The organism is Salinigranum sp. (assembly GCF_041641895.1).
GTDB lineage: Archaea > Halobacteriota > Halobacteria > Halobacteriales > Haloferacaceae > Salinigranum.
Genome location: NZ_JBEPXO010000067.1, coordinates 1 through 21,367 on the forward strand (window position 1 = coordinate 1; position 21,367 = coordinate 21,367).

24 protein-coding genes and 1 tRNA gene are annotated in these 21,367 nt (G+C 68.3%); 9 read left to right on the forward strand and 16 right to left on the reverse strand.

Translation table 11 applies throughout. The features are described from left to right. Nucleotides 1-8: 8 nt before the first annotated feature. From ACESK5_RS13940 to ACESK5_RS13960, 5 genes are all read right to left on the reverse strand, one after another. A complete protein-coding gene (locus tag ACESK5_RS13940) occupies nucleotides 9-650 on the reverse strand; it encodes a hypothetical protein (RefSeq protein WP_372912188.1) in 642 nt (213 codons plus the stop codon). A gap of 157 nt (nucleotides 651-807) precedes the next feature. Then, entirely contained in the window at nucleotides 808-2,577 is a 1,770-nt protein-coding gene (ctaD, locus tag ACESK5_RS13945) for a cytochrome c oxidase subunit I (protein WP_372912211.1), read from the reverse strand. A gap of 255 nt (nucleotides 2,578-2,832) precedes the next feature. Further along, nucleotides 2,833-3,183, reverse strand: a complete 351-nt coding sequence (locus tag ACESK5_RS13950) for a DUF6684 family protein (RefSeq protein ID WP_372912189.1) — start codon at nucleotides 3,181-3,183, stop codon at nucleotides 2,833-2,835. Nucleotides 3,184-3,255: 72 nt separating this feature from the next. Then, nucleotides 3,256-3,621: a cox cluster protein gene (locus ACESK5_RS13955; protein WP_372912190.1), complete on the reverse strand. Its 366-nt coding sequence runs from the start codon at nucleotides 3,619-3,621 to the stop codon at nucleotides 3,256-3,258. A 120-nt stretch (nucleotides 3,622-3,741) separates the two neighbouring features. After that, a complete protein-coding gene (locus ACESK5_RS13960; protein ID WP_372912191.1) occupies nucleotides 3,742-5,553 on the reverse strand; it encodes a PAS domain-containing protein in 1,812 nt (603 codons plus the stop codon). Nucleotides 5,554-5,733: 180 nt separating this feature from the next. Here ACESK5_RS13960 and ACESK5_RS13965 point away from each other — a divergent pair, with 180 nt between their 5' ends. From ACESK5_RS13965 to artA, 6 genes are all read left to right on the forward strand, one after another. Next, complete coding sequence (locus tag ACESK5_RS13965) at nucleotides 5,734-6,846, forward strand: OBG GTPase family GTP-binding protein (protein ID WP_372912192.1); 1,113 nt, start codon at nucleotides 5,734-5,736, stop codon at nucleotides 6,844-6,846. A gap of 71 nt (nucleotides 6,847-6,917) precedes the next feature. Further along, nucleotides 6,918-7,373, forward strand: coding sequence for a TIGR04206 family protein (locus ACESK5_RS13970; RefSeq protein ID WP_372912193.1), 456 nt, complete (start codon nucleotides 6,918-6,920; stop codon nucleotides 7,371-7,373). 125 nt (nucleotides 7,374-7,498) lie between these two features. Beyond that, entirely contained in the window at nucleotides 7,499-7,885 is a 387-nt protein-coding gene (locus ACESK5_RS13975; RefSeq protein ID WP_372912194.1) for a hypothetical protein, read from the forward strand. A 3-nt stretch (nucleotides 7,886-7,888) separates the two neighbouring features. Continuing rightward, nucleotides 7,889-8,698, forward strand: a complete 810-nt coding sequence (locus tag ACESK5_RS13980; RefSeq protein ID WP_372912195.1) for a GNAT family N-acetyltransferase — start codon at nucleotides 7,889-7,891, stop codon at nucleotides 8,696-8,698. Nucleotides 8,699-8,907: 209 nt separating this feature from the next. After that, nucleotides 8,908-9,699: a VOC family protein gene (locus ACESK5_RS13985; RefSeq protein ID WP_372912196.1), complete on the forward strand. Its 792-nt coding sequence runs from the start codon at nucleotides 8,908-8,910 to the stop codon at nucleotides 9,697-9,699. 164 nt (nucleotides 9,700-9,863) lie between these two features. Then, complete coding sequence (gene artA, locus ACESK5_RS13990) at nucleotides 9,864-10,814, forward strand: archaeosortase A (RefSeq protein WP_372912197.1); 951 nt, start codon at nucleotides 9,864-9,866, stop codon at nucleotides 10,812-10,814. A gap of 18 nt (nucleotides 10,815-10,832) precedes the next feature. Here the strand turns inward: artA and ACESK5_RS13995 are convergent, their stop codons facing one another. The 7 genes from ACESK5_RS13995 to ACESK5_RS14025 form a co-directional block, all read right to left on the reverse strand. Further along, nucleotides 10,833-11,243 (reverse strand): EamA family transporter, encoded by a 411-nt coding sequence (locus tag ACESK5_RS13995; protein ID WP_372912198.1) that lies wholly within the window; start codon nucleotides 11,241-11,243, stop codon nucleotides 10,833-10,835. Nucleotides 11,244-11,430: 187 nt separating this feature from the next. After that, entirely contained in the window at nucleotides 11,431-12,231 is an 801-nt protein-coding gene (dph5, locus tag ACESK5_RS14000; protein WP_372912199.1) for a diphthine synthase, read from the reverse strand. 126 nt (nucleotides 12,232-12,357) lie between these two features. Next, on the reverse strand, nucleotides 12,358-12,765 hold the full coding sequence (locus tag ACESK5_RS14005) for a CBS domain-containing protein (protein WP_372912200.1): 408 nt from the start codon (nucleotides 12,763-12,765) through the stop codon (nucleotides 12,358-12,360). Nucleotides 12,766-12,918: 153 nt separating this feature from the next. Beyond that, nucleotides 12,919-13,293, reverse strand: coding sequence for a hypothetical protein (locus tag ACESK5_RS14010; protein ID WP_372912201.1), 375 nt, complete (start codon nucleotides 13,291-13,293; stop codon nucleotides 12,919-12,921). A gap of 448 nt (nucleotides 13,294-13,741) precedes the next feature. Further along, nucleotides 13,742-13,814, reverse strand: a tRNA-Thr gene (locus ACESK5_RS14015). 132 nt (nucleotides 13,815-13,946) lie between these two features. Next, nucleotides 13,947-14,942, reverse strand: a complete 996-nt coding sequence (locus tag ACESK5_RS14020) for a class I SAM-dependent methyltransferase family protein (RefSeq protein WP_372912202.1) — start codon at nucleotides 14,940-14,942, stop codon at nucleotides 13,947-13,949. A gap of 87 nt (nucleotides 14,943-15,029) precedes the next feature. Further along, nucleotides 15,030-15,500 carry an HTH domain-containing protein gene (locus tag ACESK5_RS14025; RefSeq protein ID WP_372912203.1) on the reverse strand — a complete coding sequence of 157 codons (471 nt, stop codon included), beginning with the start codon at nucleotides 15,498-15,500 and terminating at the stop codon, nucleotides 15,030-15,032. Nucleotides 15,501-15,603: 103 nt separating this feature from the next. Here ACESK5_RS14025 and ACESK5_RS14030 point away from each other — a divergent pair, with 103 nt between their 5' ends. Next, the gene (locus ACESK5_RS14030) at nucleotides 15,604-16,311 is read left to right on the forward strand and encodes a TVP38/TMEM64 family protein (protein WP_372912204.1); all 708 of its coding nucleotides are present in this window, start codon (nucleotides 15,604-15,606) and stop codon (nucleotides 16,309-16,311) included. Nucleotides 16,312-16,418: 107 nt separating this feature from the next. After that, nucleotides 16,419-18,509, forward strand: a complete 2,091-nt coding sequence (fdhF, locus tag ACESK5_RS14035) for a formate dehydrogenase subunit alpha (protein ID WP_372912205.1) — start codon at nucleotides 16,419-16,421, stop codon at nucleotides 18,507-18,509. Here fdhF and ACESK5_RS14040 read toward each other — a convergent pair. After that, a complete protein-coding gene (locus ACESK5_RS14040; protein WP_372912206.1) occupies nucleotides 18,506-18,946 on the reverse strand; it encodes a pyridoxamine 5'-phosphate oxidase family protein in 441 nt (146 codons plus the stop codon). The genes fdhF and ACESK5_RS14040 overlap by 4 nt on opposite strands. Before the next feature lie 34 nt (nucleotides 18,947-18,980). Continuing rightward, nucleotides 18,981-19,460 carry a universal stress protein gene (locus tag ACESK5_RS14045; RefSeq protein ID WP_372912207.1) on the reverse strand — a complete coding sequence of 160 codons (480 nt, stop codon included), beginning with the start codon at nucleotides 19,458-19,460 and terminating at the stop codon, nucleotides 18,981-18,983. A 117-nt stretch (nucleotides 19,461-19,577) separates the two neighbouring features. On the opposite strand from ACESK5_RS14045, the gene ACESK5_RS14050 reads away from it, so the two are divergent. Beyond that, nucleotides 19,578-20,012 carry a universal stress protein gene (locus ACESK5_RS14050; RefSeq protein ID WP_372912208.1) on the forward strand — a complete coding sequence of 145 codons (435 nt, stop codon included), beginning with the start codon at nucleotides 19,578-19,580 and terminating at the stop codon, nucleotides 20,010-20,012. Nucleotides 20,013-20,021: 9 nt separating this feature from the next. Here ACESK5_RS14050 and ACESK5_RS14055 read toward each other — a convergent pair whose 3' ends face one another. Together ACESK5_RS14055 and ACESK5_RS14060 are read right to left on the reverse strand one after the other, a co-directional pair. Next, complete coding sequence (locus ACESK5_RS14055) at nucleotides 20,022-20,675, reverse strand: TrkA family potassium uptake protein (RefSeq protein ID WP_372912209.1); 654 nt, start codon at nucleotides 20,673-20,675, stop codon at nucleotides 20,022-20,024. Nucleotides 20,676-20,702: 27 nt separating this feature from the next. Then, the coding region (locus ACESK5_RS14060; protein WP_372912210.1) for an APC family permease at nucleotides 20,703-21,367 on the reverse strand (665 nt) is incomplete at its 5' end.

A 21,367-nucleotide genomic window follows, 5' to 3' on the forward strand; every position in this document is an offset into this window, starting at 1 on the left:
ACGGCGACTCACGTCGGCGTCTCGGCGTCGCGTTCGACCCGTCTCAGCACGCGACCGAGGATGTAGCCGACGAACGGACCGACGAGGCGCCAGTACAGCCCGAACTTCCACGCGGAGACCGTGTCGGTCCCCGCGGTGCGTGCCTCGTAGGTGACGAGGGTCCGCCCCTCGCCGTACGGGACGAACGAGAGGCCGGCGACGATTTTCGCGTATCCCGGGCGGTCGAAGCCGCAGAACTCCTCGCTCGTCAGTTCGACCCACTCGATGTCCGGCCGCCACACTTTGCCGACGGCACCGAACACGAACTCCTCGCCAGCGACGTCCGCGAGACGGACCCAGGTGCCGCGCGTGGCGAGGTCACCCAGCGTGAACGACGTCACTTCGGGCACCGTGCCCCCGCGGAGCCGCGCGGTCGCGCGCGTCGGGAGTTCTCGCAGCGCGCCGAGCAGGCCGACGACGGGGCCGAGCCGCGTGAGGTCGGCCGCCAGCGCCGCCTCGTACGTCGCCGCCGGGGACGCGTCGACGACGACGTGGCGTCGACTCACGGTGTCGTACGTCGGGAGGACGCGGTCGATGTGGAGCCGGGTCGGAACGCCGGGACCCCCGGTGGCCGCCGACCGGCCGAACCGGCGGGGAAGCGTCGTGCGCATGTCGTCTCACCGTTCGAAGGGAGGTGCGCTACCGAGAAGTACCCGTCAACTGGTTCTCACGAGTCGAGAGCCGTAGGACTCGCGGGCACACGAACCGCGAGTGAACGTGACGCGTGAGAAGCGGTGAAACGGGGGCAGTGAAACCGAGGGGGGTGCGTTACGCGTCGTCGGCGTCGGTGCCGGTGCCGGTGTCCGCGTCCGGTTCGCCGTTGACGTCGCCGCCGTCGGTCGCGACTTCGAGTTCCTCCTCGCCGCCGTCTGCGATGGCCGTCTCGAGCTTGCGCTCGTACCACTGCCACTCGGCGGTCTTGAGGCCGTAGTCGTCGAGCTTCCACGGGTCACCGTCCTCAACCTTCGGGCCCTCGAGCCAGGAGTTGACGAAGTTCCAGACCCAGATGAGCTGCCCGACGAAGATGATGAGCGCGCCAACGGTGGCGGCCTGGTGGAGCGTGGCGAACTCGGGGAGGTAGGTGGCGTAGCGCCGCGGCATGCCGCCGTAGCCGAGCAGGACCATCGCGAAGAACGTCACGTTCGTCCCGATCATCGAGAGCCAGAAGTGCGCCTTCCCGAGCGTCTTCTGGTACATCCGGCCCGTGTAGAGCGGGAACCAGTAGTACAGCCCTGCGAAGCCGGCGAAGGCGATGGCGCCCATGACGATGTAGTGGAAGTGTCCGACCACGTAGTAGGTGTCGTGGAGGACGAGGTTGACCGGGATGGAGGCGAGGAAGACGCCGGTGACGCCCCCGATGATGAAGTTGGAGACGAAGCCGATGCAGAACAGCATCGGCGTCGTGAGCCGAATCTTCCCGTTCCACATCGTGGTGATCCAGTTGAACGTCTTCACGGCACTCGGAATCGCGATGGCGAGCGAGACAGCCATGAACGAGGCGCGCAGGCGGGGGTCGATACCCGTCGCGAACATGTGGTGTGCCCAGACGCCGAACGAGAGCACGCCGATGGCCAGGGTGGAGTAGACGACGAACTTGAAGCCGAACAGCCGCCGCCCCGCGAAGCGCGGCAGGACGTACGAGACGATGCCCATCGGCGGCAGCACGAGGATGTACACCTCGGGGTGGCCGAAGAACCAGAAGAGGTGCTGCCAGAGGATGTAGCCGCCGTCGACGGAGAAGAACGTCGTGCCGAGGTTGCGGTCCATGAGCAGCATGATGATGGCGCTGCCGAGCAGCGGGAACGCGAAGAGGATGAGCCCCGACTGGGTGAGGATGGTCCACGAGAAGATGTCGAGGTTCGCCCAGGTGACCTCCTCGGCACGCTCGGTGAAGATAGTCGCGATGAAGTTGATCGCACCCATCGTCGCCGAGACGCCAGTGAGGTGGAGGCCGAGCAGCATCAGGTCGACGCCGGCGTTGGCCTGGTTCCCCGACCCGACACCCGACGACAGCGGCGTGTACATCGTCCACGCGGTCTGTGCGGGGATGAGGTCCGGGATGGGGAAGAACCCGGCCCAGATGAGCAGCGCCCCGGGCGGGAGGAGCCAGAAGGCGATGGCGTTGATGCGCGGGAACGCCATGTCGTCCGCGCCGATGATGAGCGGGACGAGGTAGTTCGCGAACGCCGCGATGATGGGCGTCCCGAACAGGAACAGCATCGTGATGCCGTGACTCGTCAGAAGCGAGTTGTAGAACGTGTTCGACAGCAGCGTCATGCCGGGGTCGGCGAGTTCGACCCGCATCAGCGTGACCATCAGGCCGCCGACGACGAACGCCACGATGGCGTAGGCGCCGTAGAGGAACCCGATGTCCTTGTGGTCGACCGTCGTGAGCCACCGGATGAGTCCTGCGGGCTTCTCGCTCGACACGTAGGAGCCCTCGCCGCCGTAGCCGCCGCCACCGGCGAGCGGTGTGTACGAGCGCCAGTTCTCGACCCGTGCGAGCCAGATAGCGACGCCGACGAGGAACACCCCCATGAGCACTGTCAGCGCTAGCTGTCCACTCATCCCCGAACCGCCAGACGACGATTGGAGGAGTGCGGACGCCAGCCGTCCGTTAGCAACCATGGGTGTGGCTGGGGATTGGAACGTAATGAAAGGTTCGGGATGCGCCCCGTGGGGCGGTCCGCCACGGCCGGCCGTCGTGGTCACTCCTGACTGTTCCGCGCGTCGTCACGGCACGTCGCACGTCGGGGACTCCGAGGCCAATCCGCCGCGCTGCGAGCGAATCGGCTACGCGTCGTCGGACTGCTCGTCGCCGGCTTCCAGCTGTGGTTCGTCGCCCTCTGCCTCCGCTTCGAGGTCGTGCAGCGGCTTCGCACCCGTCACGGTCGCCTGCCCCGGCAGGTAGACCGTGTAGTCCTTCTCCGCGCCCGCGATGGCCTTCCCGGAGATGTACGTCAGAATCGCCAGGAGGACGAACGGCGCGATGAGCAGGCCGAACTGGATGCCGGACGGGAGCGTCTCGACGCCGAAGGGGTTGAACACGATGAACGCGACGATGAAGAAGAAGATGATGAACAGCGGGATGATGTTCACCACCAGGTCGAGCATCGTATCCCGGTCGAATATCTCGTTCGCCATGGTTTCCGGTGAGAACCCCCGCTCAAATAGGTTGTCGGTTCTCGCTCGCACTCGGACGTGGGGTGGGGCGAGTCAGACCGCCGGTGCGTCGTCGTGGACGAACAGTTCGCCGGCGACGGCCCCGAGGACGAGCAGGGCGCCGGTGACGATGATGGCGTAGCCCCGGGTGACGAGGTTCAGGTCGGTGAAGGCGAACGCCGCGCCGACGGCGAGGAGGAAGACGGCGAGTCCCCCGAGCGTCCGCCAGGGCGACTCCACGTAGCCCGCCTCCTGCAGGATGCCCGAGACGCTGCCGCAGAAGAGGATGAGCCCGCCGACCGAGAGGGGGAAGAGGTCGAAGATGATGCCGAGTTCGGCGATGGGAATCCCCAGCGCGATGAATATCGGCCACGGGCTGGCCATCCGGTACTGCTCTGAGAGCCCCGGTTGCTCGTCCATACCGGTGACAGGGAGTGAACGGTAAGAAGAGCTTCGGTCCTCGCTGCCGGGTCGCACCGACACGGCCGGCGGTGGTGCGTCCTCGCCGCCGCCAGTGTACGTCCGGCGCCCGTGCACCCGCTACGACACCACTTCGACGCCCGTCACCTCGAAGCGCGCGCCGCCCGCGGTGCCCTCGGTCACGTCCACCGTCCAGCCGTGCGCCTCGGCGATGTCCCTGACGATGCTGAGGCCGTACCCGACCCCGCGCTCCCCCGTCGAGTGGCCCACCTCGAAGACCTGGTCGTCGTCTGCCGTCTCGACGCCGGTTCCGTCGTCCTCGACGTAGAACCCGCCCGGGTGGTCGCCGACGGTGACGGTCACGTCCGCGCCCCCGTGTTCGGCGGCGTTCTGGAACAGGTTCTCGAGGAGTCGTCTCAGCTGTCCCTGGTCGGCCACGATGGTGTGTCCGGTCTCGACGACGAGCGTCGCGTTCCGCGTCTCGACGAGCGCCCAGCAGTCTTCGGCCGTCGCCGCCAGGTCGACCGGAACGACCTCGCGGCCCGCCGGCCCGTCGCGAGCGAGCGAGAGCAGGTCGTCGACGAGTTCGGCGCTCCGCCGCATCGCGCTGGCCGCATGGTCGAGATGCTCGCTGTCGCACTCCCTGCGGGCGAGTTCGAGCCGACCCTGTGCGACCGAGAGCGGGGACCGGAGGTCGTGGCTCACGACGCCGACGAACTCCGACAGGCGCTCGTTCGTCTCCCGCAGTTCCTCCTCTCGTTCCCTGTCTTCGGTGACGTCCTGGACCAGTCCGAGCGCCCGAACGGGTTCACCGGCGTCGTTGTAGTAGAACTCCCCGCAGGCCGCAATCCAGCGCTGTGCGCCGTCGGCGCGGACGATACGACACTCGAACCCCCACTCGCCGGCCTCGAGTGCCCGCTCGAAACCCGCTTCGACCCAGTCTCGGTCGTCGGGATGGACGTGCTGGAGGAACCGATCGAAGCCCCAGTCGTCGACCGCCTCCTCGTACCCGAATATCCGGTCGTGTCGGCGCGTCCGGGTCGGCGACGTCTGGGTCTGGAGGTCGAGTTCCCACGCGCCCATCTCTGCGGCCTCGAGGGCCAGTTCCAGGTCCCGCTCTCGGTGTTTGCGGTCCGTCACGTCGTCGCCGACCCACAGGACCGTCGACTCGTCGCGACCGACCAGAAGCGACAGCGTCCCGCTGAAGTACCGCGTCCCCCCGTCCGTGGGGAGGTGGTACTCACACTCCTGTGACTCCCCCGTCTCCACCACTCGCTCGACTGCTACCGCGAGGTCGGCCGCCTGTTCCGCCGGGAACACCTCGGACAGTCCGGCCCCGGTGAGGTCGGCAGGGTCTCGGCCGCACGCCCGCGCGCACTCCCGGTTGACGTACCGGAACCGACCGTCCCCGTCGAGGAGACAGACCCCCTGACGGGCCTCGTCGAGCGTCCGGTAGCCGCGGACGACGTCGCGTTCGGCCCGGTGCTGTCTCACCGCGTTGACGATGCGGTTCGCGAGGAGCGCGTACTGGTGCTCGTGCGCCCCCTTCCGCAGGTAGTCGGTCACCCCTGCGGTAATCGCTTCGCTCGCGACGGACTCGTCGCCCTCGCCGGTGAGGAGGACGAACGGGAGGTCGTCGTACTCGCTCCGGACCCACTCGAGCAACTCGATACTGTCGGTCTCCGGCATCTCGTAGTCGCTCACGACGCAGTCGACGCCGCCGGCGTCGAGTCGCTCCGCGGCGTCGCTCGCGCGGTGGGTGGTCACCACCTCGAACGAGACTCCGCAGGAGTCGCCCTCGGCCACCAGGGCGTCCGCGACGAGGGTGGCGAACTGCGCGTCGTCGTCGACGTGGAGTACCGTGACCCGGTCCACTGGGCGTACTCCCGGGGCGTCCCGCCCATCGCGGGCCTCGCTCGGTGGGATGTACATGGTATGGAACAGAACGACACCCGTAATCAACTTTTTCAAGACCGACGCCCGACGGCTCGACCCGGCCGGGCCCCGACCGCGTCCGCACACCCCGGACACCTGCGGCACGCGAGACCACCCCCGCGTGACCGACGCCGCTAATGAACAGGTTTTTCGACGGCCGTGACGGACCGTCGGACGATGGGACTGGAGGAGGAGATCGAAGAGATCCGCGAGGAGATCTCGAACACGCCTTACAACAAGTCGACCGAGCAGCACATCGGCCGGCTGAAGGCGAAACTCGCGGAGAAGAAGGAGAAACTCGAGAACCAGTCCTCCGCGGGCGGCGGTCACGGCTACGCCGTCGAGAAGACCGGCGACGCCACCGTGGCGCTCGTCGGCTTCCCCTCGGTCGGCAAGTCGACCCTCATCAACGCGCTCACGAACGCCGACAGCGAGGTCGGCGAGTACGAGTTCACCACCCTCAACGTCAACCCGGGGATGCTGAAGTACAACGGCGCGAACATCCAGATTCTCGACGTCCCGGGGCTCATCGAGGGGGCGGCCGGCGGCCGCGGCGGCGGCAAGGAGGTCCTCTCGGTCGTCCGGACCGCCGACCTCGTCGTGTTCATGCTGTCGGTGTTCGAGATCGAGAAGTACGAACGCCTCCGCGAGGAGCTCTACTACAACAAGGTCCGCCTCGACACCACCCCTCCGAGCCTCTCGATCAACAAGACGGCCAAGGGCGGCATCCGGGTGACCAAGAGCGACTCCGTCTCGCTCGACGAGGACACCATCAAAGGTGTCCTCCGGGAGCACGGCTTCGTCAACGCCGACGTCACCGTCCGTGGCGACTGCGACATCGACGAACTCATCGACGGCATCATGGACAACCGCGTCTACCTGCCGTCGATGGTCGCGGTGAACAAGGCGGACCTCATCGACCGCGACTACCTCCCCACGGTGGAGGAGAACCTCCGCGAGTGTGGCATCGACCCCGACGAGGCCGTCTTCATCAGCGCCGAGAAGGAGAAGGGCCTCGACGCGCTGAAGGAGAAGATGTGGGAGTCGCTCGGCCTCATCAGGGTGTACATGGACAAGCCCGGCCGCGGCGTCGACTACGACGAGCCCTTGGTGCTCAGAGCGGGTGAGAACACGGTCGAGGACGCCCTGCACAAACTGGGCGGTAACTTCGACGAGCGGTTCCGCTTCGCCCGCGTGACCGGCCCGAGCGCCAAACACGACGAACAACAGGTCGGCCGGAGCCACGAACTCGCCGACGAGGACGTCATGCGCATCGTCGCGCGGAAGTGACCCGTCTCCGTCGCGCGCTGCTCCCGTCCCCACCGCGGAGCCCTTTTCTTCGCCGACGCCAACGCTCTCGCATGCCCGACCGGACCGACCGCGCCTCGTTCGTCGTCCTCCTCCTCCTCTGTGCGCTCCCGTGGTCGGTCCAGACGTTCTCGAACGGGGGAACGACGTTCGTCTTCGGGTGGGGCCTGTTCAACACCGCCCCACCGAACGCGACGTACATCTGGGACTTCTTCTTCCTGTACACCCGGGGGCTGCCGGGCTACATCTACGCCTGGCCGGTCAGCGTCTGCTGTTACGTCGGAGCCGTGGTGAGCGGCCTCGTCGGCCTCGTCACCGGTCGCGAAGACCCCCGCGTGACGGGCGGCCTGCTGGTCGTCGCGGGCGTGGCGCAGTTGTCGCTCGCGCGGGGTTTCTCAGTTCAGCCGTACCGGACGGCGTGGCCCCTCGGGACGTTCGCCTTCCTCGTCGTCGCCTGGTGGCTCTACTGGCCCGCGGCGAAGCGGCGGTTCCAGCAGGTGTGGTCGTAGGCGCCGTCGGTTCCTCGTCTGTCGACGGTGTCCGTCCCCGCCCCCCGGTTCCCGGTATCTGGTATTCGACGAGGCGCCGACTCGCAAGCATGGACAGTATCCCTCTCACCGGGCAATCGTGACGCATGAGCGAGTCCGCACCTAGCGACGAGACGACACCGATACAGCAGGGGACGGTCGTGTTCGACCACGAGGACCACGTCCTGGGCGTCGTCACCGAGATGACGGCCGAGGGGTTCGAGGTGACCATCGGCGTCGACGTCGACGAGGCCGACGTCGACGACGAGGGCCGCGTCGACCTCGACAGCCTCGAGACGGAGTCGGGGCCGACCGCCTTCGGGGACGACCTCGACGCGTCGGTCCAGGAACACGACCCGGGCCACGAGTTCGGCGAGGGCTATCTCGTGTGGCGGTGCGACGCCTGCGGCGCGATGGGCGAACTCGAGGACGGACTCCCGGCGGAGTGCCCCGACTGCGGGTCCGAGGACGTCTACAAGCGGCGGGAGGACTGACCGATGTCCGACACTCCGTCGGTTCGGGCGTTCGAGCACGCCGACATCGACAGGGTCGGGGAGGTCGCGGAGAGTTCGATGACTGCCTCGTACGCGCTGAGCCCCGGCGACCTCGAGACGATTCACGAGGAGGAGTTCACGAGCGACGCGCTCCGGGAGCGCGCCGCCGACCCGGACGTCGACATCGCCGTCGGTGAGGTCGACGGCGTCGTCGCGGGCTTCGTCGAGACGAGCGTCCAGGGGGACCACGGCGTCGTGCGGTGGCTCCACGTCGACCCCGAGCGCCGGGGCCGCGGGGTCGGCACCACCCTCTTCGAGCACGCCGTGGCGGACCTCGACGACCGGACCGACGAGGTCCGAGGCCTCGTCCTCGCGTCGAACACCGCCGCCGGGCAGTTCTTCGAGCGGTTCGACTTCCAGGCGGTCGACGAGCGGACGATCGACGTCGGCGGCCGGGAGACCGTCCTGTACGAGTACGCCGACCAGTCCACGGACGAGTCGGCGTCGGACGCGGGGACGAGCGGGGACGCGGCGGACGCGGACGACGCGACGGCCGTCACACACGCTGACCTCCCCGACACGGTCACGGATGCGGACGGCGAAACCGTCCACCTCGGCACGGACACCCTGCGGGGGAGCGACGGCCAGTTCGTCCCGACGTACGCCGACGCGGCCCGCGAGGACGCGTACGGCTACTACTGCACCAACTGCGCCGAGACGGACGTGACGATGGACAGCATGGAACGGCTCAACTGCCGCCGCTGTGGGAACACGCACACCCCGGGCGACGAGTACGACGGGTCGTACCTGTAACGCCGAGGCGCGTGAGGGGGAGGGCGACAGGGACCGTCCGCAGGCACGGCGACGGACGCCGCCGGGCCGACGTCGGGACGATGCCCGGACGACGCCGGAACGATGCCCGGACGGGAGCCGCCCGTGACCGCACGGCGCGAGCACCTCGGAAAGAGCGGTTTCGTCCGATACCACACCCTTTTTCGCGCACGCACGCGTTCCACGGAACGATGTCCGGAGTACTCGACCACGTCATGATTCGGACGGAGGACCTCGACGCCTCCCTGGACTGGTACCAGACACACCTCGAATACGAGGAGAAGGACCGCTACGAGGGCGACGGCTTCACCATCGTCTACCTCGGGCCCGAGGAGATGCACGAGGACGGTGCGATGCTCGAAATCACCGCCAACCACGACGACTCCGACCTCGAGATGGGCGACGCGTGGGGCCACATCGCCGTGCGCGTCCCCGAGGACGAACTCGAGTCCTCCTACCAGCAGTTGATGGACGAGGGCGTCGAGGACTACCGCGACCCCGAGTCCTGCGGCGGCCGCTACGCGTTCGTGAAAGACCCCGACGGTCACGAGGTCGAAATCGTCAAGCGCGACCACGGCGAGAAGTGGAGCATCGACCACACGATGATTCGCGTCGAGGACGCCGACGACGCGCTCGGCTACTGGACCCGCAAGTTCGAGTACGAACACACCGGCCGCTGGGAGTCCGACACCTTCGCCAACTACTTCATGAAGCCCGAGGGGGCCTCCGAGGAGGCGATGGCGGTCGAACTCACCTACAACTACGACGGCCGGTCGTACACGATGGGCGACGCCTGGGGACACCTCTGTGTCCGCATCGACGACCTCCACGACGACTGGGAGCAGTTGATGGTGCGCGAGGCGCCGGACTACCGCGACCCGGCGGACTGCGACGACATGTACGCGTTCACGAAGGACCAGGACGGCCACGAGATCGAACTCATCGAACGGGACCCCGACGCCGACTCGCTGTTCCCGTTCTGAGCGGTCGGACTCCTCACTCACGCATCTCTCGCGTCGCACCGCTGGCGAGCGGTGACGACCCGTGGAAACACGGATCGTGCGCCGTGTGAACAGCCGAGCAGTCGTGCAATCGGGGCGTCACTAACGACAAGGACTTTAGTTCGAGACGCTCATCTGTCGAGTGTATGCCGGGACTGCTCTCTGACTTGCTCGGATGGTCCGTCATCCTCCTGTTCACCACGGGCGCGCTACTGGTCGACCGTGACCGCGACCAGGCACGCCTCGTGACGACGGCGGCCTGGGGTGGCTTCGCCCTCTTCTGGGCGCAACTCGTCCCCTGGTTCGCCTTCAGCCACAAGAGCTACGTCGAGGGCTTCCTCTCGCTCGCGGCCGTCCCCGCCTGCCTCTACGCCGGCTACCTCGTCTACTCGGGGCGCGACACGCTGTTCGTGCTCTCGCGGGCCGTCGCCGCGATGGGTCTCGTCTACCTCCCGTTCGAGACCATCCCCGCCATCGCCGTCGCCGGACTGTCGCTCCCCGCACCCCGGCAGGTCCTCATCGAGACGGTGGCCGCACAGACCGGCTTCCTCACGAACCTCCTGGGCTACTCGCCGACGCTCATCCCCGGACCGGAGGGGTACATGAACACCTACCGCTACGTCGAACCGAACGGCCACCGGCTGGAGTACACCGTCGTCCTCGCGTGTACCGGCCTCGGGAGCATGGCCATCTTCGCCGGCCTCATCGCCGCCGTCAGGGCGCCGCTGGACCGGAAACTCCGCGCCTTCGCCGTCTCCATCCCTCTCATCTACGCGCTCAACCTCGTCCGGGTGACGTTCATCGGCATCGCCTTCGGCAACCAGTACATGCAGTGGTTCGTCGACGAGGTGCTGTTCCTCTTCGGCTCCTCCGACCCCTATCGCGTGTCCTTCTTCCTCTCGGACCGCGTCATCTCTCAGGTCGGGGCCGTCTTCGCGCTCGTGGGCGTCATCTACCTCGTCGTCCGGGAACTCCCCGAACTCCTCACGGTCATCGAGGACGTCCTCTTCATGATGACCGGCGACGAGTACGACCTCGCCCGACAGCTGGACCTCCCGCGAGTGCCAGACGGCGGCGAAGAGGTCGAGTCGCAGTAGTGGCCGTCGCGGGCAGTGTCACAGGTTTATCAGGACGAGCGCGACGACGACCAGCGCGGTGCCCGCGAGCTGTGTGACAGAGAGGGAGTCGCCGAGGGCGACCACACCGATGACCGTCGCCGTCACGAAGTACATCCCGCCGATGGTCGAGACGACGGCGGTCGACCCGACGGAGACGCCCACGAACGTCGAGACGACGCCGACGGCGGCGGCGACTCCCGAGACCGTGGCGAAGAGGAGCCCCCTGTTCGTCACTGCGAGCGAGGCGTCCGAGACGAGCGCGTACGCGGTGGTGACGACCGCCGCGGCGATGTAGGAAATCGCGGCCGCGGTCACCGGGTCGATGCTGTTCGACGCGACTTCTCCGAACGTGATCCAGAAACCCCACGCGATCATGGTCCCGAAGCCGAAGACGACTGCCGAGTTCACGTCCAGACGCCCCACTGCGCGGACCGGCTGCCGCTCGCGGCCGGTCGACTCGTTCCCGTTCGATTCCCGTCTCCGCCGAGTCGTCGTCTCATCGGACGCGACCTACTCGCCGTCGGCTGTTGAATGCCGGTGTCTACCAGGTCACCCATTCAAATACGGAGCGACCCGTCCGGGGCGGTCCCGTCGGCTACGCCAGCAACTCCTCGACGGCGTCCGCCGGCGCCCCACAGAGCGTCCGGAGCGCGTCGGCCTCGAGGTGGTGGAGCGTCCCCGGGACGACGAGCAGGTGGAGCGGGCCGCCGAACGTCCGCTCTGCGAGCGCGGGGAGACGGTCGGCGACGACGGTGGGGTCCGGGCTCCCGGCGCGGGCGACGACCACCGCGAGGGTGTCGTCCCACTCTGCGAGGAGCGCGGCGGCGACGTCGCCGGTCATGAACTCGTCCTCGGCAGTCTCCTTGCCCGGGACGTCACCGACCTTGATGTCGAGGTAGACGAGCGTGTGCAGGCCCCGCTGCCGGTTGGCCTCGATGGATTCGATTACCGACGGCGGGACCCCCTCGCCGCCGTGGGCGTACGGGAACGGGAGGGTGACGGCCTTGCCGAACCGGTAGTTCTGGAGGCCGGTCAGTCCCGACGCCGCGGACTGGGCGGTCACGCCGTGGACGACGCGGGTGTCGATGCCCCGCTCCGCGGCGCGCATCCGCAGGTCGACGTGCGTCGTCGAAATCATCGTATCGCCCGCGGTGAGGAAGACGACGTCCTCCTCGGCCGCCGCGTCGAACATCTCCTCGGGATGCTGTTCGACTCCCGCCCGGTCGCGGACGCTTATCTCCCGTCCGTGGTACGCTTCGAGGTCCTTGACGGTGGTGCCGACCAGCCGACTGGTGTAGAACTCCGCGTAGGCGCGGTCGGCACGCCGGAGGGCCTCCTGGCCCTCGACCGTGACCGAGCGCTCGTCGTACAGTCCGAGGCCGACGAAGGTGAGCATACTCCCTGCTGGCGAGTGGGCAAGTTAAGCGGTGTGGAGTGGCGGCGAGCGGTACGGTGACAGCGCCACTGGCGCCGATACACCGACCGCGCTGTCGTCCCGTCCCGTCGGACCTCCGGTCGCCCGTTACGTCATGTCGGTGGCGGTCCGGTACGAGAGGTAGGAGGTGATGTCCATCGTCGAGACCATCCCGATGACGGCCCCGTCGTCGTCGACGACCGGGAGGTGGTGGACCCCTCTGCCGATCATCTTCGCGGCGGCGTCGCGGGCGCCGTTGCGCGCGTCCAGCGTGTAGAAGTCCTCGGTCATGTACTCCTCGACGGTCGCCTCCGTCGCCGGGTCGCCGACCGAGACGGCCCGCGCGAGGTCGGTCGTGGTGAACATCCCGACGGGCTGGTCCGTGTCGTCTACGACGACCAGTGAGCCGATTCCCTCCTTGACCAGCGTCTCCGCCGCCTCCGTGATGGTCGTCCCGGGGGTGACCGTACGGATGTTCGTCGACATGAGCTCTGTGACCGGAGCACCTTCGTCCATACTCACCTGAACGGGTGAGAGTCGCTAATACCTGTCGGCGCGTTTGTATTTATTCGTAGATGAGTTCCTTCGAACAGCCGTGACAGTGGTCAATCCCGAGCTATTCACCGAGCGACTGAGCTGGCACATCGGGCGAACGACGCGCCTGCGAACCTAGAAACTAGGTTTTCCAGACCCACCGCCCCTCCCGACGTACGTCGCGGAGAGGACGGTAACGTTGTCGATCGGGAACGCGGTGGTGAGGATGTCGTTGCCCTTGCCATCGAACGAGTACCGACTCGGCGGGAGGGTGGGCACGTCGTTGCCCTTGCCATCGAACGAGTACCGACTCGGCGGGAGGGTGGGCACGTCGTTGCCCTTGCCGTCCAGCGACGCGTACAGACTCGGGGGGAACGGGTCGTCGCCTTTCCCGTCCATCGGTTCGGCCGCTGCCGTTCCGACGCCACCGAAGGTCCCGGCAGCCACGACGACCGCAACGAGGAGTGCTTTGAGGGCAGTTCGTCCAACCGTGATGTCGATTGCGTTCATCACAGATGTATCCAGGTCGGGGGAGTCGATGGAGACAGATGCTACGTATTGAGGCTCGTTCTGGATCAAGCGCTCTAGATAGTAAGAGAAGCACTCTCGAGGGACTGGACAGCCGCCCCACCCGCGGTCCTCAGACGGTTCCCGGAGGACTCCAGACAGCTGTGACGAACGAAGACCACCGCCACACCGAGCCCGGAGGTCGACGACCCGTATACGCTGCTTACGACGTTCGAGCTCAGTTCTCCGTGGTGGGTCCCAACTCCTTCGGTGGGGCGAATTATCGACTCGGCACCGTCAGTGTCCGAAGGTGCCAAACCGAACGTTTCGAATCCTGAATCGGTAGAGAGATAGCGCGAACCACAGTCGCCTCGTTCGCTGCCGCTCGCTTCACAAGCTGGCCCAACTCCTCCACGCGAGGCTCTTCAGCCTCACTTCGGTCGGCAAGAAGAGCCGGTGGAGGGATTTGAACCCTCGGCCTATTCCTTACGAAGGAATCGCTCTGCCAGCTGAGCTACACCGGCGCGTCGTCGTGCACCCTCACGTACCCCCAAGAGGAAAATAAGGCTTCCGACTCGACCGCAGTAACTCGTGCAACCGAACACGCACCCGACCGCACGACGACGTGCGGTCGAGCGAGTGCTGGCTCGCACTCGTTACTGGTCCCTGCGAGTCAGCCGCACGTCCAGACAGACGTTCACCTCGTGGGGGGCGTACGAACGGACGACGCGTTCGGTCTCTACCGTGACCTCGTACTCGGGTTCGGCGGCGGCACGAATCGCCTCGACTCCCGGTCCGAACGGGTCGTCCTCGTGCTGGATGTCGTAGTAGTGGACGACGCACTCGTCGCCGGCGAGGGCGACGGCCGTCTCGACGAACGCGTCGGCGGAGTGCGGGAGGTTCATCACGATTCGCGTCGCCCAGTTCTCGTACTCGCCGCTGACCTCGCGGACGTCGCCCTCGAGAGCGGTCACGCGCTCGGCGACGCCGTTGCGCCGGGCGTTCTCCCGGAGGTACGCGACGGCGTCGGGGTTGAGGTCGACGCCGACCACCTCGGCCCCGCGGGCGGCCATGGGCACGACGAACGGACCGACGCCGGCGAACATGTCGAAGACGCGCTCTCCCTCCCGAACCTGGGAGGCGACGCGGTGTCGTTCGGTCGCGAGGCGCGGCGAGAAGTACACCCGGGCGATGTCGAGCGCGAACGCGTGGCCGTACTCGCGGTGGACCGTCTCGGTCTCCTCGCCGACGAGGACGTCCCAGTCTCGGACCCGGAGTTCGCCCTTAACCTTCGAGGCGCGGTTCACGACCGTCTCGACGGGCAGGTCCGACTCGACGAGTGCGGCGGCGATTTCGCGCGCCCGCTCGTCGTCGTCCTCGTCGAGGATGACGATGTCGCCCAGTCGCTCGTAGCCGGGTTCGTAGCCGAGGAGGTCCGCGGGCGTCACCTGTGCGTCGCGCTCGGGGGCGTCGCGGACGACGACGTCGGCGTCGACCCGGGCGGCAGCGGCCGTCGGGTCGGTGACGGGGATGTAGATGGAGTCGTCCTCGACGGAGATTTCGTGGTCGGTGTCCAGCAGGTCCGCCGCGGCCAGTTCACGCCGCGTCGCCTCGCCGGCCTCGCGGGGGACGCACACACAGGGGACGCTCATCACTCCCGAGGAGACCAGCGGGGCGAGTAAGGCTGACGCTTCGCCGCGCTCGAACGCACGAACGTGTGCTGGGTGGGGGAGGAGGAGTCAGACGACGAGGACCGGGCGCGTCTCGTCCCCGGGGTCCGCCCCCATCTCGGCCGACTCGACCCACTCTCGCGGCGCGTGCTCGACGCCCTCTTCGACGCACGGGGCGACCCAGCGGAGCGTCCCCTCGTGTGTCACCGCCAGCGCCGTCCGAGGGAGCGTCAGAGCGGTGTACTCAGGGCCCATCCGGCCGACACCCGCGTCCACGCGCTCGAACGTCGGCAGCGAGACGCCCGCCCGCGCCGCCCACCGCTCGAACGCGCGGACCCGGTCGGCAATCGCCCGGTCGCGTGGCGTCGTCGGGCCGTCGAGGGGGACCTCGCGCGGCCAGCTCCGGACCCGGACCGAGTCGACGACTCCGCGGCGTTCGAGTGCGGCGAGGCGACGCCGCAGTCGGTCGTGTTCCTCCCCAGCGCCCGTCTGGAGCGTGCGAATCCACAGTTCGACCTCGGGACGAGTGTGTGTCGGCATGACCCTCACCAGTCGAAGAAGCGTCGGCGTACCGAAAAGACGCACCGGACGGTTCCCAGCCGGCGGGAATCGGTTTTTGTCGACTCGCGAGAATCTATCCCGTGTGAGCCGTCCGTCGCGCGTGTTCGTCTCCGCCCGCAGTCGTCGGCGCGTCCTCGTCGCCCTCGTGGGCTACGCGCTCCTCGCCGCCTTCGTCACCTTCGGCCTCCCACGACTGTTCCCCGAACTGACCGACCCCGTGGCCGTCCGGACCGCGATTCGGTCGACGGGGGCGCTCGCGCCGGTCGTCTTCCTCGCCGTCCAGGCGGTACAGGTGCTGGTCGCCCCCATCCCCGGGCAGGTGCTCGGGTTCGTCGCCGGCTACCTGTTCGGCGTCGTCTGGGGGACCGCACTCAGCGTGGCGGGGGCGACTGTCGGCGGCTACGTCGCCTTCCGACTCGCACAGCGCTACGGCCGCCCCATCGTCGAACGCCTGGTCGCCGAGGAGGCGGTCGACCTGTTCGACTCGTTCTCCTCGCGCCACGGCGACGTCGTGCTCTTCCTCGTCTTCCTCGTCCCGGGACTCCCCGACGACGCCGTCTGTTTCCTCGCGGGCGTGAGCGACGTCGACACCCGCTCGTTCCTCCTCGCTTCGGTCGTCGGTCGTCTGCCCGGCTACTTCCTGGTCGCTCTCGCGGGCGCGCGACTCGCAGAGGCCCGCACCGCCGAGACGATGGCTCTGCTCGTCGTCCTCGCCGTCGCCTCCGCCGTCGGCTACCTCCTTCGGGGACGGGTCGCTCGACTGCTCGGTGACGAGCGAGACGCGTCGTGAGCGCGCCGACGTCGCCGGGCGTGGTCCACTGGCCCGAACGGCTATACTGCCTGCCGGTGATGCGTCTGTATGAACGAACCATCGACACGTTCGGGTGGTGGTGTCCGATGAGCGGCAGTGGCGAGGCGGACAGGGAGTTCTCGGCGGCCGAGAGCATCTGTCCGTTCTGTGGGGTCGGCTGTGGCATCCAGTACGACGGGACGGGGAAGGCGGCCGGCTGGAAGGGGGCAGTCAACACCCGCGGCGAGATCTGTCCCAAAGGTGCGGCCGCGTGGGACGTCGTCGACCACTCGGACCGACTGACGACGCCGCTCGTCCGCGAGGGTGGCTCGCTCGTGACGGCGTCGTGGGACGAGGCGCTCGACCGGGTCGAGGAGGCGTTCTCGCGCGTCCGCCGCGGGCACGGTCCGGAGGCGCTGGCCTTCTTCTCGTCTTCGAACTGCACGAACGAGGAGAACTACGTCCTCCAAAAACTCGCACGCGCACTGGGGACGAACAACGTCGACAACTGCGCGCGACTGTGTCACTCCTCCACAGTCGCCGCGATGCAGGAGCGACTCGGCGCGGGGGCGATGACGAACTCGCTGGACGACCTCCGCGAGGCGGACGTCTTCTTCGTCACCGGAGCCGACCCCGCCAACCAGCACCCCATCGTCTTCCGGTCGTACCTCCTCCCGGCACTGAAACAGGGGGCGACGCTCGTCCACGTCGACCCGCGGGCGAACGCGACCACACAGGCGGCGGACGTTCACCTCGCCGTCAGACCGGGGTACGACATCCCTCTCCTGAACGCGCTCGCGGCCGTCGTCGTGGAGGAGGGCCTCGTGGACGAGGCGTTCGTCGCCGACCGCACGGAGGGGTTCGAAGCCTACCGGGAGTTCCTCGCGGGCGTGGACGTCGACGCCGCGGCCGAGCAGGCCGGCGTCGACCCCACCGACCTGCGCGAGGCGGCCCGGCTGTACGGTGAGGCCGACCGTGCGGCCGCGTTCACCGGCATGGGCATGAGCCAGCACCACTACGGGACGGAGAACGTCCACGCGCTCATCAACCTCGCCCTGCTCACGGGCAACGTCGGCCGCCGGGGGACCGGGGTCAACCCGCTGCGCGGACAGAACAACGTCCAGGGTGCGGGCGACGTGGGTGCGCTCCCGAGCGTGCTCCCGGGCTACCGGTCGGTCACCGACGACGAGGCCCGTGCCGAGATCGCCGCCGTGTGGGACTTCGAGCCGCCCTCGGTGCCGGGACTCACTCAGGTTGAGATGACGCACGGCGCCGGCGAGACTGTCCACGCGGCGTACGTCTTCGGAGAGAACCCCGCGGTCACCGAACCCAACCAGGGACGGGTCCGCGCGGCGCTCGAGCAGTACGACTGTCTCGTCGTCCACGACGGCTTCCTCACCGAGACGGCCGAGTACGCGGACGTCGTCCTGCCCGGGAGCCTCTGGGCCGAGAAGTCGGGAACCGTGACGAACACGGACCGGCAGGTGATGCGGATGCGCCCCAACGCCGACCCGCCGGGCGACGCCCGTCTCGACCTGGATATCCTCTGTGCGGTCGCCGACCGCCTCTCGGACCACGACTTCTCGTACGACGGGCCCGAGGCCGTGTTCGAAGAACTCACCCGGGCCGCGCCCATCTACGACGGGATGTCGTACGAGGGGATCGGGACGGGCAGCCAGCGGTGGCCGTTCCAGCGCGACGAGGGCGTGGGCACTGCCGTCCTCCACCGCGACCGGTTCGCGTCGGAGTCGAAGACGGCCCCCTTCCGGGTCGTCGAACACGTCGACCCCGCCGACAGCGTCGAGAGTGACGCGCTCGTCCTCACCACCGGCCGCGTCATCCAGCACTTCAACAGCGGCGCGCTCAGCCGTCGCTCGGGGACGTTGATGCGGATGCGCGGCGAGGACGTCCTGCAGGTCCACCCCGACGACGCCGACGAGCGGGGCGTCGAAGACGGCGACCGGGTCGTCGTCGAGAACGACCGTGGACGCGTCGAAGTCGCCGCGGAGGTCACCCCGGCTATCCGCCGTGGGACGGTGTTCATGACGTTCCACTACGCCGACCCGCTCGTGAACCGACTGACGGGCGACGCGCTCGACCCGGTGGCGAAGATCCCCGAGTTCAAACACAGCGCCGTCCACGTGCGGGTCGCCCCCACGTCCGGAGACGGAGACGGGGACGAGGACGAGGACGGCTAACCGAACTGCGGGGTCCGGCGACCCGTCACCGACTCCACGTCGAGTTCGAAGAGCCGAACGTCGGTGTCGTCGACGCTCTCGTCGAAGATTCGGGCGGGACCGAACTGCTCGTTGATCGCTGCCTCGTCGTGGCGCTCCGGGTCGTCGACGGCCGAGACCGGCCCACGCGCGAGGACGCTCCACGAGTCGCCGTTCGTCGCGTCGTAGACGACGAAACACGCCTCCGTAGTCGCGTCGAGGAACGACAGTTTCTCGCTGTCGTCGTCGTCGGTCAACCGGAAGACGAGGACGCCGTCGCCGTACGCGCAGTGCACCGGGACGGCGTACGCCCGGTTCCCGTCGGCGAGCGACAGGACCCCCGTCTCGGCCGCCGCGAGGTGCTCCTCGACGTCCTCCTCGCTCATCCCCACCGTGTACACGTACTCGATGTGTTCCACTGTCCACTCGTGTTCGTGCCCCGACGGATTAACGCTACCCCCCGCCGTCGTCCCCGTCCCTGTTCCCGTCTCCGTGCTCGTCGGTGCCGTCGACGGCGAGCGGCGTCGTCAACACCGGCACGGGCGACGTCCTGACGACGCGCTCGGTGACGCTCCCGAGGTGTCGGACCCGGTTGAGGCCGCCCCGGCCGTGCGTTCCCATCACGACCAGGTCGCTCCCGTAGGCGTCGGCCGCGGCGACGATTTCCTCGTGCGGCCGCCCACGTCGCAGATGCGGTTCCGCGTCGACGCCCGCACCTTCGCACGCGTCGAGGATTGCCGCCAGCGCCGCCTCGGCCTCCTCCTCCATCGCCTCGACGACCAGGTCGTAGCCGGCGACTGCGGGGAACGTCTCGTCGACGACGGAGAGCGCGTCGACGTGGGCGTCGAAGCGCGTCGCCAGGGCGAGCGCCCGCCTGACGACGCGGTCCGTCCCGTCGCTGCCGTCGGTCGGGACGAGCAGTCGTCCGTACATGGGTGTACGCGAACGGTTGGCATGCACGTGGCATAGTTCTCCCGCCGCCCGCTCGGTGTGTCTCCCGCTCGGTAGCGCGCCACAACGGTTAGGTTCGCGCGCGGCCTGACAGGGGATGTGTACGACGCCGTCCTCCTGGCGACCGACGGGAGCACGCCGGCACGTGACGCGCTCGACCAGGCAGTGGCGCTCGCGCGCGCGGAGGGAGCGACGCTCCACGTCCTCTCGGTCGTCGACGAGGGCGACCTCGACCTCTTCTCGAGCGGGGAACTCACTGCCGTCGACGAGTTACTCCGGGGGGCCGCCGAGGACGCCGTGGCCGACGCGGCCGAGCGGGCAGCGGACGCGGGCGTCGACGCCGTCCGCGCGGTCCGTGTCGGCATCCCGCACCGCGAAATCGTCGACCACGCCGTCGACGTGGGCGTGGACGTCGTCGTCGTCGGGAGTCACGGCCGCCGGGGGCTCTCCCGGGCGCTCCTCGGCAGCGTCGCCGCCCGGGTGGTCCGCGGGTCGCCGGTCCCCGTCCTCGTCGTCCCCGCCGGTCGCTCGTGACTGCTCCGCTCAGCCCCGGAGGAGGTTCAGCACCTCGTCAGCGACGTCCGGTTCGACGGCGACGACGTACTGTTTGTCCGGTTCGAGCGTCGTCTCGGGACGGGCGATGCGTTCGCCGTCGTCGTCGCTTATGACGAGCGTCCCGGCGGGGAACCGAATCTCCTTGAGCGTCCGGCCCGCCGCCGGCGCGCCCTCCTTGATACGGATCTGCATGATGTCGAGCGTCCCCGTGACGTCCGCCAGCGTCCGGACGTCGCTGCCGACGATCTCGTTGGCAGCGACGCGGGCACCGGCCCGTTCGGGGAACAGCACGGCGTCGACGAACCGCGTGTAAGCACGTCCTTTGGCCCGGTCAATCCGACAGACGGTCCGGGTTCCCGGCGACAGTTCGCGGGCGGCCATACATGTCGCGAGGTTCACCCCTGTCTCGCCCGTCAGTCCGGCGACGACGTCCGCCCGGTCGACGTCGGCCTGTTCGAGGATGTCGGGGTTCGCCGCGTCACCCTCGACGACCGTCGCGAGGTACGCGTCCGCGATGTCGTCACACCGGTCCTCGTCGCGTTCGACGATGGTGACGTCGTGGCCCTGGTCGTCGAGGAACTCTGCTGTCTGGAAGCCGACACGCCCACCGCCCGCGATGATGACGTCGAGTTTCGAGTGCATGAGTTGCTGTGTCGTGGTACTGGTGGTTCAGTCCTCGTCCGCGACCGTCTCTCCGCCCGCCTCGCTGGCGGTCCGCGCGCCGTCGTCAGCTTCGTCCCGCGTCTCCACGCCGTCCGCCGTCCCTCTGTCGAGCGCGACGTACGCGATGACGCCGAGGACGATCCACCCGCCGCTGAGGAGCAACGCGAGCGGGTCCGTCCGGACGAGGAAACTGACGAGCACGCCCGTCAGCACGAGGTTCAGCACGATACCGAGAATGGGCGGGACCGGGTAGAACGGCATCTCGTACGGCCGGGTCATGTTCGGCCGCTCCCGCCGGAGTTTGATGACCGCCCCGTTCACCACCACGAACGAGAGGAGGAAGAACAGGCTGGACATGTTCCCCGCGCTCTGGGTGGGGAGTACGACCGAGCCGAGCATGACAACGGCGCTGGAGAGGATGGCGACGAACGGCGTCCCGAAGCGGTGGTGAATCTGGCCGAACCGAGGGAGGAGCTGGCCCTCCCGGCCCATCGAGAACGCCACGCGCGAGGAGGCGATGACGACCGCGTTGAGCGCCGTGAGTGTCGAGAACACCGCCCCGAAGACGATGACCGCGCCGCCGTTCTTGATAACCGGCAGTCCGGTCGGCATGAACTCGGTGGCCGCCGCGGCGATGCCGGCTTCGCCCGCCTCGGCCAGGCCGCTCGCCC